General features: G+C 63.8%; 11 protein-coding genes and 2 pseudogenes. 8 read left to right on the forward strand and 5 right to left on the reverse strand.

What is annotated here, in order from left to right:
• Positions 1–238 (reverse strand): porin (locus QTH97_RS36225; protein WP_286573572.1); only part of this gene is annotated, 238 nt, incomplete at its 3' end.
• Between the two features lie 264 nt (positions 239–502).
• Positions 503–1132, reverse strand: a complete 630-nt coding sequence (locus tag QTH97_RS36230) for a response regulator (protein ID WP_286573573.1) — start codon at positions 1130–1132, stop codon at positions 503–505.
• A gap of 309 nt (positions 1133–1441) precedes the next feature.
• Between QTH97_RS36230 and QTH97_RS36235 the strand changes: the two genes are divergently transcribed.
• Positions 1442–2329 (forward strand): Crp/Fnr family transcriptional regulator, encoded by an 888-nt coding sequence (locus tag QTH97_RS36235; RefSeq protein WP_286573575.1) that lies wholly within the window; start codon positions 1442–1444, stop codon positions 2327–2329.
• Here QTH97_RS36235 and QTH97_RS36240 read toward each other — a convergent pair.
• Positions 2296–2679 carry a response regulator gene (locus tag QTH97_RS36240; RefSeq protein ID WP_286573576.1) on the reverse strand — a complete coding sequence of 128 codons (384 nt, stop codon included), beginning with the start codon at positions 2677–2679 and terminating at the stop codon, positions 2296–2298. The genes QTH97_RS36235 and QTH97_RS36240 overlap by 34 nt on opposite strands.
• Positions 2680–2841: 162 nt before the next feature.
• Between QTH97_RS36240 and QTH97_RS36245 the strand changes: the two genes are divergently transcribed.
• The 7 genes and pseudogenes from QTH97_RS36245 to QTH97_RS36275 all read left to right on the forward strand — a co-directional run.
• Entirely contained in the window at positions 2842–5535 is a 2694-nt protein-coding gene (locus QTH97_RS36245) for a PAS domain-containing protein (protein WP_286573577.1), read from the forward strand.
• Between the two features lie 230 nt (positions 5536–5765).
• Positions 5766–6836, forward strand: coding sequence for an AI-2E family transporter (locus tag QTH97_RS36250; protein ID WP_286573578.1), 1071 nt, complete (start codon positions 5766–5768; stop codon positions 6834–6836).
• 67 nt (positions 6837–6903) lie between these two features.
• Positions 6904–8409 carry an efflux transporter outer membrane subunit gene (locus QTH97_RS36255; RefSeq protein WP_353655704.1) on the forward strand — a complete coding sequence of 502 codons (1506 nt, stop codon included), beginning with the start codon at positions 6904–6906 and terminating at the stop codon, positions 8407–8409.
• Positions 8406–9521 carry an HlyD family secretion protein gene (locus QTH97_RS36260; protein WP_286573581.1) on the forward strand — a complete coding sequence of 372 codons (1116 nt, stop codon included), beginning with the start codon at positions 8406–8408 and terminating at the stop codon, positions 9519–9521. Before QTH97_RS36255 ends, QTH97_RS36260 begins: the two co-directional genes overlap by 4 nt.
• The gene (locus QTH97_RS36265) at positions 9511–10560 is read left to right on the forward strand and encodes a DUF2955 domain-containing protein (RefSeq protein ID WP_286573583.1); all 1050 of its coding nucleotides are present in this window, start codon (positions 9511–9513) and stop codon (positions 10558–10560) included. Before QTH97_RS36260 ends, QTH97_RS36265 begins: the two co-directional genes overlap by 11 nt.
• A gap of 16 nt (positions 10561–10576) precedes the next feature.
• Positions 10577–11014, forward strand: coding sequence for an ion channel (locus QTH97_RS36270; RefSeq protein WP_286573584.1), 438 nt, complete (start codon positions 10577–10579; stop codon positions 11012–11014).
• 1026 nt (positions 11015–12040) lie between these two features.
• Positions 12041–12335: pseudogene (locus tag QTH97_RS36275) on the forward strand (IS30 family transposase); the annotation flags it as partial.
• On the opposite strand, the gene QTH97_RS36280 reads toward QTH97_RS36275, so the two are convergent.
• Both QTH97_RS36280 and QTH97_RS36285 read right to left on the reverse strand, forming a co-directional pair.
• On the reverse strand, positions 12232–12666 hold the full coding sequence (locus QTH97_RS36280) for a hypothetical protein (protein ID WP_286573585.1): 435 nt from the start codon (positions 12664–12666) through the stop codon (positions 12232–12234). The pseudogene QTH97_RS36275 and the gene QTH97_RS36280 sit on opposite strands and share 104 nt — an antisense overlap.
• 564 nt (positions 12667–13230) lie before the next feature.
• A pseudogene (locus QTH97_RS36285) lies at positions 13231–13404 on the reverse strand (IS110 family transposase); the annotation flags it as partial.
• Between the last annotated feature and the right edge of the window lie 210 nt (positions 13405–13614).

The raw sequence follows: 13614 nt of genomic DNA on the forward strand, positions 1-13614 counted from the left end.
AGCCACCGCCGAGGTCTTCCGTACCCTTGAAGCCGAGCCGGCTGGAGTTGTAGGCGGAATTGGTCATCAGGGTCTGGCTGGTCGTGAAGCTCGTGCCGAACGGGCCCTGGGTTTGGTTCCAGTAGCCGCTGACGCCGGTATCCACGATCCCGAAAAGCGTGACGGCGGATTGGGCGGAGGCTGTACCGAAGGTCATCAATGCGGCCAGAGGCAACGTCAGGGCAACATATGTCCTCATCGAGCATCTCCTAACGGCAGGCCAATGACCCGACGGGCTCCATGTCAAATCGCACTAGACCGGGCCGTACAAGAGACGATTCATCGCTTGGCAGTGCGACAACGTCGAACACAAGTCATGCCATGGTACCGGTCCGCGAGACTTTGGAACAGCGTCGGGCGAAACGCGTGCTTGCGGCTGGCGGCTGCCATCAAGCCGTGCATATGGACTTCCCTTCCCGGGGGTAGTCCATCGTGGGATCAGGCATTCCAGGCGCTATGTCTGCTAGAACGGATCCTCGATCCGGTTTTCGAGCGCATATCGAATCAGTTCGGCCGTGCTCGACACCTGCAGCTTTTCCTGGATTCGGGTCTTGTGCGTGCTCACCGTCTTTACCGACAAGTGAAGCGCATCGCCGATCTCTGTGAGTCGTTGTCCGGCCGCGACCCGCCGCAATACATCTAACTCACGATCCGTCAGCAGCAAGTGGCGAGGCGCGTCTGACATGCCGTTGAGTTGCAGCACCACCCGCTCGGCGAGACTTTCGGTGACATAGGCACCGCCCGCCGCCACCCTGCGCACCGCGCTCACAAGTTCGATGGCTGCGACGTCCTTGGTGACATAGCCGTTGGCACCCGCCTTGAAGGCCCGCATGGCGTATTGCTCTTCCGCATGCATGCTCAGGACCAGCACACGAACGCCGGGGAACTCGGTCCTGATGCGGCGCACCAGGTCGAGCCCGGTCATTCCCGGCATCGACAGGTCGACGAGGGCGAGGTCGAACTCATGTTCACCAAGAAGCTCAAGTGCCTCATAGCCCGTGACGGCTTCGGTCAGGGCCCAGCGGTTGCTGGCCGGATTGAGCACACGCTTCAGGCCTTCCCGTACGATTGTGTGGTCGTCGACCAGTAGCACTCGTAGCGCCGGCGTGAACTGGGTCGAGGCTGTCAAGGCATCCCCCGGGGGCCGAAAGCGAATCGCTGGCCGGCTCGTGCTTGCTCCCTAGACTCACTTTGACCCCAAACGCGCGTCTTCGCAAGGGCGTCGGCCTGCCGCGACATTCGGAATACCTCCGCTTCGGCGTTAGGAAAAGTCCTAACCCTCCAGGAGCAATCTGCGGCGCAAGAGAGCGTCGGGCCGATGTTCAAGCGGCAGGCTTCCGCGCAATCTCCGTCGGGCCCTTGCATGCCCATGTTCGCTACGCTCCCCCGGAGAGGATTTCTCATGAACACGCTCGCACCGCATGAGACGTCGATTCGCTTGCCTGCCAGCGGCAGGATGCGCACCGCCGTCGTTGACCGTCGCGAATGGACCTGCCTCCACGAGATGTTCGACCTCATCGCCGTTCCGGTCGGCGATGCCCCGCTGATGCCGCTGGTCCAGCCGACCGTCCGGCGACTCCAGCACGGCGAAATGCTGTTCTTGGAAGGGGCGCCGACCACTTCCATCTGCATCGTCCGCACAGGCACCTTCAAGGTTTTTCGCACCGCCGAGGACGGCTACGAACAGGTGTACGCCTTTGCGCGCCGGGGCGACCTGCTGGGAATCGACGCCCTGTCCGGCGACCACCACCTGATGGCGACGGTGGCGCAGGAGGATGCCAGCGTGCTTGCCCTGTCGCTCTCCAACTTCTACGCTCTCGCGCAATTGCTGCCGGCGTTCGACCGCGGCGTCATGCGTGCGGTGACCCATTCGATGATCGACCTGATCCGGCTGTCCGACATGATGGCTGCCGTCGCAGCAGAAGTGCGGCTGGCCAGGTTCCTATTGCATCTGGCCCAACGCATGTCGACATCCGAACAGGCCGTGCGATGCCTGCGCCTGCAGATGACCCGTCGCGACATCGGAAGCTACCTCGGCGTGGCCCACGAAACCATCAGCCGTTCGTTTGCCGCGCTGGCCGAGGCGCGGCTGATCGAGGTGGAGCAGCGCAAGGTCGAGATCCTCGATCTGGACGCATTGCGGCAGTATGCGCAAGGCGCGCGCACGCGCACCAAGGCGGACTTTCCGCGCTGTTCCGTGCGCGCCGCGCGCAAGGGACAGGCTGGCGCTGGTCGCCTGATTGAACGGGGCGGGGCTCAGCGCTTGGGTCCGAACGCCCGCGCGGATTGAGCATTTGAAAGGTCCGCAATGCAGTCTCGCGCTTGCTGGAACTCGGTCCCCTTGTCGAAGTAGGCGAGGGCGCCGGCATCCATATGGCGTTTGCGCATGGAGGCCCAATTGAACTGGGAGAACACGATCACCTTGATGCCAGGATGGTGCTGCGTGACGTAGTGCAAAACGTCGATTCCCTGGTCACGCCCGCGCAGTCTGGCGTCGAGCACGACCATGTCCGGAAGGTGCGATCTGATCGATGCGATCGCCGAAGCCACGTCGTCTGCATAGGCAACGACATCGACTCCCGGCGCAGTAGCCAACAGCGCGCCGAAGCTTTGCCGGATCGCCGCGGAGTCGTCGACCATGAGCACTCTCACCTTGCACCTCGTACCTTTCTCTAAGGATATGCAGGACATGTTCCCCCCGATTGGGGATGCGCGAGATGCGTCTTCTCAATGAATTCGAAGAAAAATCGCTGTTCTGATGCATCCTTTGGCCTGCAACGGTTTCCGTGAAGGCCGAGTTCCATGGTGTTGTGGCTTCAGAGCCTGTCGATCCGCAGTCGAATCATCCTGTCGATGGTCGGGGTCATGCTTGCCGTTGCGGCGCTCCTGGCGTGGGTTCTCGCAAACGACGTGCGCCGGTCTCGCGATGCGGCACACGAAAAGGTCAGGATGCTTGCGACCGGGACGGCGGCGACTGTCCAGCGCACCTTGGACCAGTTCGAGTCGGTTCTGGCGCGCGCGTCCGCACGTCCGCTGGTCAGGACGCTCGATCCGGCGCACTGCGATCCGCTGGTCGCCGAGTACGTGCGGCTCACTCCGGCGATTCTCGGCTACGCGCTGCGCGACAACCGGGGAGAGATCATCTGCCGCTACGGGCGGGCGCCGGTGTCGTCGTCGGCGGTCGCGGATGCAGCCGGGTCGGTGGCCGCCGTTCGCATCGCCGGATTCGAGATGGGCAATTTGGTCGACGACGCCCGCTCCGGCCTCAAGATCGTAGCGCTCAGCTATCCCATCCGCGACGAGGCCGGAAGACAGACCGCACTGCTGGTGATGACCGTCGACTTGCTGGTACTGAACCAGCAGTTGCTGACCTCGATCCCCGAGGACGCCGTCGTCACCGTCATCGATCGGACCGGGACCGTTCTCCTGCGATCGTCAGACCCCGAGACCTTTATCGGCGCGCGGCCCGCTGCGGGCGAGCCGGAGCCCGCAAAAGGCCAGCGAGAAGGCCTCCTCACCGCGAAGGGGAGAGATGGCGTGCCGCGGCTGACAGCATTCCTGACACTTTCGGATGTCGACTGGCGGGTGGCCGCGAGCCTGCCTGAGGCCGAGGTCTTTGCGGACTACCATGCTGCGCTCCGGCGAGCGATCGGGTTCGGCCTGGCACTTTGTCTTCTTGCGCTGGGCCTGGCGTGGCGCCTGAGTTCAGCCATCGCTCGTCCTTTCGCCCATCTCCAGGGGACGGCTGCCCAGATGGCAACCGGCAAGGACACCATTCGCTCCGGACTCTCAGGCCCGCCCGAAATCAGATCGGTCGCGCGGCAGCTCAACTGGATGCTCGACGCGCGGGACCTGAGCAAGCCGCGGCTGCGGCGCGACATGAGCGAGCGCAAGCTGGCCGAGCAGGCGCTTCGCGCCAGTGCGTCGAAACTCCACGCGGCGCTTTCGAGCATGAGCGACGCGGTCTGCATTGCGGACGTCGACGGCCGACTCGTCGAGTTCAACGATGCATTCGCGTCCTTCCACCGCTTTGCGGACAAGTCCGACTGCGGCGGATCGCTCGCTGACTACCCGGGCATTCTGGAGATGGCCATATCGAAGGCCGATCCCGCGCCCCTTGAGGAATGGCCGCTCTCACGCGCTCTGCGCGGCGAGACGGGGACTAACGTCGAGTACCGGCTGCGGCGAAAGGACACCGGGACCGAGTGGGTGGGGAGCTACAGCTTCGCGCCCATTCCTTCGGAAGACGGAACGGTCGCAGGCGCGATCATGACGGCGCGTGACGTCACGACGGCCCGGGAAGTGCAACTCGACTTGGAGTCTTCGCATTTCGCGCTGCAACAACTCATCGCCTCGCGAGACCAGGTTCAGGAAGAAGAGCGCAAGCGCATTGCGCGTGAGCTGCACGACGATCTGCAGCAGACCCTGGCCGCGATCCGCATGGACTTGCAAGTCATCACCGATCGCTTCGGCGCCCATGCATCGGGACTGCCGGCGCTGGTCGCGGGCGTCGATCGGCTGGCCGAGCGGGCCATTTTGTCGACACGCCGCATCGTGAACGACCTGCGCCCGCCGATGCTGGAAGACCTCGGCCTGTTCCCGGCGCTCGAGGCGATGGCAAGCAAGTTTAGCCAGCAGTCCGGCATCGCGTGCGAGATCGACGCTGTCGATAAGGTGGCCGGTGAGTTGCTGGATGCCCCGGCGGTCGCCATCTGCCTGTATCGAGTCGCCCAGGAGGCGCTGAACAACGCGAACAAGCATTCCCGTGCAAGCGAAGTGCACATCCAGCTGGCGAAGGCCGGGGAGAATTCAATCGCGCTTCGCGTGAGGGACAACGGCCGGGGCATGGTACCCGCGGACAGGCGCAAGTCCGAGTCATTCGGCATCCTGGGTATGCAGGAGCGAGTTCGGGCTCACGGCGGGCTCATGCATATCGACGGCACGCCCGCACAGGGCACCGTCCTGGAGGTCGTGATTCCACTGACCGGGGCGTCATTGGCGTTCGGCTCTCCGTTCGGATCAACCGCGGCAACTGACCGCTCTAGCGCGGGTTCGACGTACGGCGTGCTGGACGACGGCCGTGCCCTGCCTCGACTCCTGAGCCGCGCTACCGATCAGACGCTGCAGGATGTGATCGACGCCATTGCAGGGATCGTGGCGGTCGTGGACCGCCACGGCACGATTCGATTCGTCAACCGGGCGTGGACACAGTTCGCCGATCGCAATGGGAATCCGGGCGCTGCATCCATTGGCCCGGGTGCGAACTACTTGGAAGTCTGCCGACGCAGTTCGGTCGACGACGAATCCGCGCTGAAGGTTCTGCGCGGTATCGAAGAAGTGCTGTACGAGGGGAGAGTGGCTTTCGCGTGCGACTATCCGTGTCATTCACAAGAGGAGCAGCGCTGGTTCCGGATGCACGCGACCGCGATGGCCAATGGGGACGTGATGGTCGCCCATTTCCTGATCCGGGTCGAAGAACGAGTCGTCTCCAGTTGATAGATCAACGCGGCCTGCCCTGAACGGGCGCAACGTTTCTCGATCGGCCTGCCCACATCGCCGGGAACTGCGCAGCCGATCAGGGATGAATGCAGCAGTATTGAGAGTTGTCAAGTCAAAGAAGAAGCGACGCAGGAAAATTCCTACATCGTCTACTTTCGATGGATCGAGCCATGACAACTCTCTCCAAGCCTGATCTCATACGCGAAACACGGATGTCTAGGAAGCTCATGGATGTGTTCATCCGGGCCGGGCTGGTACTGGCCCTGACCCTGCTGTGTTTTCGAATCTTCTCGCCCTTCATCTCGATGATGGCGTGGGCGCTGATCCTGGCGGTGACGATGTACCCGGGCCATCAGGCGCTGGCCGGCCGGTTGGGTGGGAGACAGGGATTGGCGGCCACCTTGCTGGTGCTGGCCGGCCTCACGCTGATCGTAGCGCCCACAGCCGTGGTGCTGGGCTCGCTGGGCGATTCGGTCCACGAGACCATCGTCAAACTGCGCGCCGACGATTTGCAGGTTCCGCCGCCGCCGGCGAGCGTGAAGGAATGGCCCGTCGTCGGCATGAAAGTGAACAACGCCTGGTCGTCGGCCCACAAGGACTTGCCATCCGTGCTGAAGAAGCTGCAGCCGCAGCTTGGAGAACTGGCCGCCAAGGCGCTGGAGATGGTGGCCAGCATGGCGGGATCGGTGCTGCTTTTCGTGTTCTCCTTCATCATCGCCGGCATCATTATGGCCTTTGGAGAGTCGGGCTCCAATGCCTCGAGGTCGATCCTCGGACGCATCGCCGGCACCCGACGGGGCATCGAGTTCGCCGAGCTGGCGACCCAAACCATTCGCGCGGTGGCCCTGGGCGTGGTCGGCGTGGCCTTCATCCAGGCCATGGTCGTCGGCATCGTCCTGATCGTCGCCGGCATTCCCTTTGCCGGCGTGCTGGCGATCGTCGTGCTGGTGCTGGGCATCGCGCAGGTGCCGGCGCTGCTGGTCACGTTGCCGGTCATCGCCTACATCTGGCTGAGCGGGAACTACGAGACGGTGCCTGCCGTTGTCCATAGCGCGTTGCTGCTGGTCTCCGGCATGCTCGACAACGTCCTGAAGCCGCTCTTGCTGGGCCGGGGCGTGGATGCCCCCATGCCAATCGTCCTGATCGGCGCCCTGGGCGGTCTGGCCGGCGCCGGCATCCTGGGCATGTTCGTGGGTGCCACCGCACTGAGCTTGGGCTATCAGATCCTCATGCGCTGGGTGAACACCGATCCGGACGTCGTGGAGATAGAGAGCGAAGAGTTGCCGAACATCTCCTGAGTGGATGCGCGCGATGCCTTCGAAGAAGTCGAGGGTGCGAGCGATGGCCTTGGCCGCCGCTACCGCGATGCTTGGAGGCTGCACCACGGTGGGCCCCGATTTCGAACGGCCCCGCGTTCCCTGGCTGTCCGGCTGGACTGGCGGTTCGCTCGAAGTCATCGCGTCAGATCCGCGGCGTCCTCGCAACGGCTTGATGCAGGAATGGTGGCGCAACTTCAACGATCCTGTGCTCGACCAGTTCGTCGCAGAGGCGCAGCGCGTCAATCCAAGCGTGCGAATCGCCGGCATGCGCATCATGGAGGCGCGGGCGCAACTGGGCATTGCCGACAGCACGCGTTATCCGCAGGTACAGCAGGCGACCGGCGAAGTGCTCGGCGTCGGCGAGCAGCGTTCAGGCGGCGGGCGCGACACCAGCGCGCTGACTGCCAGTGCCGGGGTGAGCGTGAGTTGGGAAATCGACTTCTGGGGAAAGTTCAGGCGCAGCATCGAGTCGGCGGATGCCGCTTATCTCGCCAGCATCGCCCAGTACGACGACATCCAGGTGCTGATGGCGGCCCAGGTCGCGGGCTTTTACTGCTCGATCCGAACGCTGGAGCTCCGGCTGCGGATCGCTCGCGAAAATGCAGAACTCCAAAGGCGCAGCCTTCGGATTACCGAGCTGCATTTCAGAAGCGGCAACGAGTCCGAACTGGACGTCCAGCAGGCCAGGGCGCAATACCTGGGCACCCTTGCGACCGTGCCGCAACTGGAGATCGCGCTGCGCCAGACGCAAAACGCCTTGAGCATCCTGCTGGCCCGGCCCCCGGGCCCCCTGCCCGAGATGGAGGAAGGGAAGGAACGAATCCCGCAGGCCGGGCTGGACGTCATTGTCGACATGCCGGCCGAACTGCTGCGACGCCGTCCAGACGTTCGGGCCGCGGAAATGCAGTTGGCTGCGCAGTCCGCCCTGATCGGCGTGAGCGTGGCGGACCTCTATCCCTCCATCTCGCTGCTGGGGACGGTGGGTCTTTCGGCCACGTCGGTCGACGGGTCGCCGCGGATTCTCAGCGGCGCCGTCGGGCCCCGACTGGTCTGGAATGTGTTCGACCATGGACGGCTGACCAACACCGTGCTGCTGCAGGACGCGAGGTTCCAACAGTTCTATGAGCAGTACCAGGATACGGTGCTACGGGCCGCCCGCGAGATCGATGATGCGTCGGTTGCCTTTGCCAAGACTGGAGAGCAGATCACACTGCTGGCGGACGCGGTGAAGGCAGCGAAGCGTTCGCTGGAAATCGCCGATAGGCAGTACAACGAGGGACTGGTCGACTTCCAACGCGTGCTCGACTCGCAGCGCACGCTCTTCAGCGAGCAGGATCAGCTCGTCGCCAGCCGCGGGAGCCAGTCGCAGAGCCTGGTCGCCGTCTATAAGGCCATGGGTGGCGGTTGGGAGGGGGCCCGCAGCCGTCCCGTGCTCGACGATGCGACGCAGGAGACCATGGGCCGGCGCACGGACTGGAAGGGGATGCTGGCAGACCCGCTGCCGCCGCCGGGCGCCGATGCGCTGCCCACTCCGGAGGGGACAAGACCATGAGCGAAGAAACCACGCAGCCCACCGCGCCGCCGCCCGAGTCCGGCAAGGGCGCCCGCGTCGGGGCGATCGTCGTGCTGGTGCTTATCGTCACCAGCCTGGCCTGGTATTTCGTGTCGGATCGCCTGACACCCTATACCTCGCAGGCCCGGGTCCAGGCCTTCGTGGTGCCAGTGGCGGCGGAGGTGTCGGGTCGGCTGCTGAAGGTGCACGTCAAGAACAACGACAGGGTGCAACCAGGACAGCACCTTTTTGAGATCGACCCGACGCAGTACCGGATCGCACTGCAACGCAGCCGCTCCGACTACGAGTCGGTCCGACGCTCGATCAATGCGTCGGTTGCTTCAGTGGATGCGGCCCAGGCCGGGCTGCGGGCGGCTGCGGCCAACCACCTCTACGCGCAGCAGGATGCAGCGCGGTTGGAGCAGATCTTCGCGGAGGACCCCGGCGCGATTTCCCTTCGCCGGGTCCAGAGCGCGCAGGCCAGCCGGGTGAAGGCGCTCAGCCAGGAGCAGGCCGCGAAAGCAGACCTGATCCGTGCCCTGGAAGGCGCGGGCGAGAGTGGCGACAAGAACGCGCAATTGGTCAGTGCTCGCACGGCCATCGAAAAAGCCGAGCTGGACGTGCAGCGCACGACCGTCAGCGCACCCGCTGGCGGCCTTGTGACTGACCTGCGCACCGACGTCGGGCAGTTTGTGCAGGCCGGCGCGCCGGTAATGACGCTGGTCACCGTTCACGACCTCTGGATCAGCGCGGACATGACCGAGAACAACCTCGGCAACATCGAGCCCGGCGACGAGGTGGCGATCGTGCTCGACGTGATGCCAGGGAAGGTGCTCAAGGGCAAGGTGCGCAGCGTCGGCAGCGGCGTTGCCAGCGGGCAGCCGGTGCAGGCCGGGGTGCTGCCTACCATCGACAACAGCCGCGACTGGCTGCGGCAGGCGCAGCGCTTTCCGGTGGCCATCGAGTTCGACCCGTCCGAGCGCGACCAGCTGCGTGCCCTGCGGGTCGGCGGTCAGGCCGAAGTGCTGGTCTACACGGGCGAGCACGGGCTGATGAACTGGCTGGGGACGGCCTTCATCCACATGATGAGCTTCCTGTCCTATGTTTACTGAGCGACACCGGATGGGCCGGGCGGACAAAGCCGTGCTGCGGCTGGCCTTCGGCCTCGTTCTCGCGGTGTTGGTCGCCTATGGCCTGGCGTTGAAGGCGCCCTACGCAGTCTGCGTGGTGGCCGTGCTGATTCTGTGCAAGCCGGGTCCCCCAATCCCGCTCTTCAAGGGCATCGTCTTCGCCCTCGTCGTTGCCGCGTTGATGGCGGCCGGTGTGCTGTCGGTCCCGATCCTGCAAAACTACGCGCTGGCCGGCGTCATGCTGACCGCGGCGTTGCTCTATGCGGTGTTCTATTTGGGCGCGCGCAAGGCGAATCCGTTGACGACGATCCTGGTGATGGCGGGCACCCTGATTCCGGTGGTCGGAGCGGTGGAGCAGGCCCTGGCCTTCCAGATCGGCGTGACCCTCGCGGTGGGCCTTTGCATCGGCGTGTTGGTCAGCGGTGCATCGCACGCGCTCTTTCCCGATCTCCCCCCAACCATGGGCAAAGGAGCTGCGGTGGAGGTCCCCAGCCGCGAGTCGGCGAGTTGGATCGCCTTGCGCGCCATCGTGGTCGTCGTGCCGGTCTTCGTGCTGGCGCTGATCAATCCCTCCTTCTATGTCGCAGCCATCATGAAATCCGTGGCGCTGGGCCAGCAGGCCGGTTCCACCAGCATCCGTTCCGCCGGGCGGGAGCTTGTGGGGTCCACGTTGATGGGCGCGGCAATCGCCGGCTGCCTCTGGTTTGGCCTTTCCCTTCGACCCAACCTGTGGATGTTGATGCTGTGGATGGCCGCGGCCGCGCTGTGGGCAGGGACGCGGCTGTTCCGGGTCCGGACTGGCGCGTTTCCGCCATCCTTCTGGGTCCAGTCTCTGGTGACCATGCTGCTCCTGCTGGGACCGGCCATCGAGGACAGTGCCGGCGGCACAGATGTGCTCAAGGCGTCGGCCATGCGCGTGGCTCTGTTCGTCGCCGTTGCGCTCTACGCGTGGGTGACGGTCTGGGCGCTGGAACACTGGCGAGCCGCCAGATCCCGAGCGCTGTTCTTCAGGCACGGCTGAGCGGAGGAATCGCACCATGCTGACCAATCTGGCGATCGGCCTGCCGATCATCCTCCTTTGCCTGGCGCTGCAGGCGGCCTTCACGTTCTGGAGCATTCGCTACTACTCCCGACCGCACCGCGACGCTCTCATTCCGGGGCCCTTCGTCCAGATCCGCTCGCTCCTGGTGGTAATGATCGTGCTGATCCTGGGCAACTTCCTCCAGATCATGATCTGGGGGTTGCTGTTCATCATGCTCGGCGAGTTCAGCGAGTTGTACGAGGCCGTCTACCACTCCGCAGTGAACTTCAGTTCGCTGGGCTACGGCGATGTGGTGATGACGAAACGCTGGAAGTTGCTGGGCCCACTCGAGGCAGCCAATGGCGTGCTGATGTTCGGCTTGACCGGCGCCGCGTTGATGGCGATCTTGCAGCAGATGGTCAGGACGCTGGCCGAAAGGGCCGGGGCGAAGTAGGGCGTGCAGTTCGCCGCCATTAGCCCGCGCGATCCGCTTAGCAATCGCATCTCGCGCGGCTGCGACAGCCGTATGGGGCGCTGACGCCTATCCGCGGCGGCCACGCAGCGAATTGAGGATTGTCAATCGGCACCTCCTTGCAAGGCGCACACTAATCTGCCCTTCTTCGGCAACCCTGCGACTTACAAGTGCTCGGTCGCCAAGGAATTTCCAGGCCCGACAACCGAGGAGACTTACATGGACATGGCCGTCAATCCGGACTTCGCGAAAGAGCGTTGGGACGTCGCATGGCTGGGCTTCACCCCCGGCGCCTGGTAGACCCGCGTCAATGTTCGCGAATTCATCCAGCAGAACTAGATGCCATACGAAGGCGACGGCGCCTTCATCGCGCCGGCCACCGAACGCATGAAGGGCCTGGAAGACGCTGCAGCCCCTCCTAGCGCAGCGAAGGCATCCTGGACGTGTCGCAGATTCCTTCCAGCACTCTCGCGCTCCAGCCCGGCTACATCGATAACGAGCTGATCGTCCGCCCGCAGACTGAGGCACCGCCCAGGCGCGCGATAATGCGCACTGGGGGCTGGCACTTGGTGGCCGCCAGCCTCGAGGCTCACGGCATGCCCCGTCATCAAATGACAGAGCTTTGCGGCTCGTAGTGCGTCCTTGAGCTGGGCCCGGACCAGGGACATACGGAATTAGCAGTCCAGTTTCAGAGGCTCTGTGCGCGCTCGATTTGCACGGTAGGACTCATACGCCGGACCGCCATCCGCCACGATGGCGGGCGAGGGGGTCCGCGTTCCTCCGCAGCGCTCGTCTGGGTCTGGACGGATTCAAGCGGTCGTCGCAACACCTCAATCACGGAGGTGTTCGATGGGACGACCGAAGGGGTGGACAACAGCAAATCAGCCTCGAAGAGACTCCAGACGTTGCGACAGGGGCCCTTGGGCCGCCATAAAGCGCGTCGGAGTCGTCACGCCATGCGCACCGATCTCAGCGTGCAAATGCGGCTCATAGATCAGCGCGTCCCTAGGTGCGGAGATGGCTCAGCATGAGCAACTGCGAATCGAGACAGGGCTGGCCATCTACTTCTGCGATCCAAGAAGCCCCTGGCAGCGCGGCATCAACGAGGAACGAACGGATTGCTGCGGCGGCAGTACTTACCGAAGGGCAGTGAATGAGCAGGTATCGCGAGCGTGATCTCGATGCAGTGGCAGCCACCCTCAATGGAACGCCTCGCAAGACACTGGGGTGGAAAACGCCTGCCGAGGCGCTAAATGCCCCACTATCCAACGCTCAAGCAACTCGTGTTGCGACACCTCCTTGAACCCAAGCTGGGCGCCCCGGTCCTTAGCGCCGCGTGGCCATTTCTTGAAGGGCCCTTTCTCGCACCAGAACTTGGTTCTGATACCAGGGTAGGCCTGAAACACCGCCCGTGCCGCTTCGCAGTTGTCGCGGTTGTATGCATCGCCGTCGGCGGCGTCAAAGGTCGCGACATGGACGCGCTGGGTGGGGTCTACCACGCTGTCACGGTACAGCGTATATCGATCGTCCCGGCCCGTGCAACCGACAGCGACAGCGCACAAGGCGATGCCGACAGCAGCGCCTGCGGCGGCCTTGCGGCTGCGGGCAGTGGCGCAGGGTTCGCGGGTGCTCATGAGGGGCGGCGTCCTGGCTGTCATCGGTTGTCGGAAAAGGCGCGTCGGAACCGGAATCGTACTTGGCGGTGGGCGTAACCAAGCTCTTCGGCAATGCCGCCGCGATGACTTCGCGCTCTTGGCATACTCGTCCACCCATTCGGCGAAGACTACTTGGCCAGAGTATTGCAGTGTTGGAAAAAGGCGTCCAGTTCGGGGTTGTCGTACTTTTCGTGCATGTATGGACCCGGCGCCTTTTGCAAGCTCTTTTCGATGGTGACGTGAACGGTCTGCATGCATGTATACGTACATGGACGCCCCCGGTTTGCCAAGTTCTCATCGTGATGGCTCAAAGGAAATGATTGCACCCGTACATTCGGACTTTGGCGCGACCTCGCAGCCGCTGTCCCTGATGGGATGTGCTGGTTGGCGCCCCTATCGGCTATGACGCACTTTGTGTGCTTCGTATACATCGGGCTTTGCCAACCACGGTCTGACCTGTTTTGCCATCACTTGATGATCGCCTGAGCAATCGGTGGTTTGATCTCCTCGCTGTTCGTCGTCCTCAATTCATCGCTGATCCGACTATGAGGCTGCGGTTTCGGTCGTGCGGTCGGATCGAAACTCGCGGTTCTTGGCCAGCAGCGCCCACACGATCCTGGCGTTCTTGTTCGCTAGTGCGACCGATGCCACGTTGACACTGCGACGCGCGAGTAGCCTGCTCAACCAGTTTTCGCCCTCCCGACTATCGAGTTTTTCAACAGAATTGGCACATTGCGGACATCCCTTTGGACGAGGTTCAACGACGGCACCGGGCCCGGATTTGCCGTCGAAAGGCAGACCAGGGGAATGCCGTTCTGCAGCGAGAGCAGCCGAAGGGGAGGGCAGAGCGGAACTGCTCCTTCGTGCTGCCCAATGCCGACATCTGCGTGAGCTTGTCGATTTGGGGCAAACGGCATGACCTGTCAT

The organism is Variovorax gracilis, from assembly GCF_030317115.1.
Classification (GTDB): Bacteria; Pseudomonadota; Gammaproteobacteria; order Burkholderiales; family Burkholderiaceae_C; genus Variovorax; species Variovorax gracilis.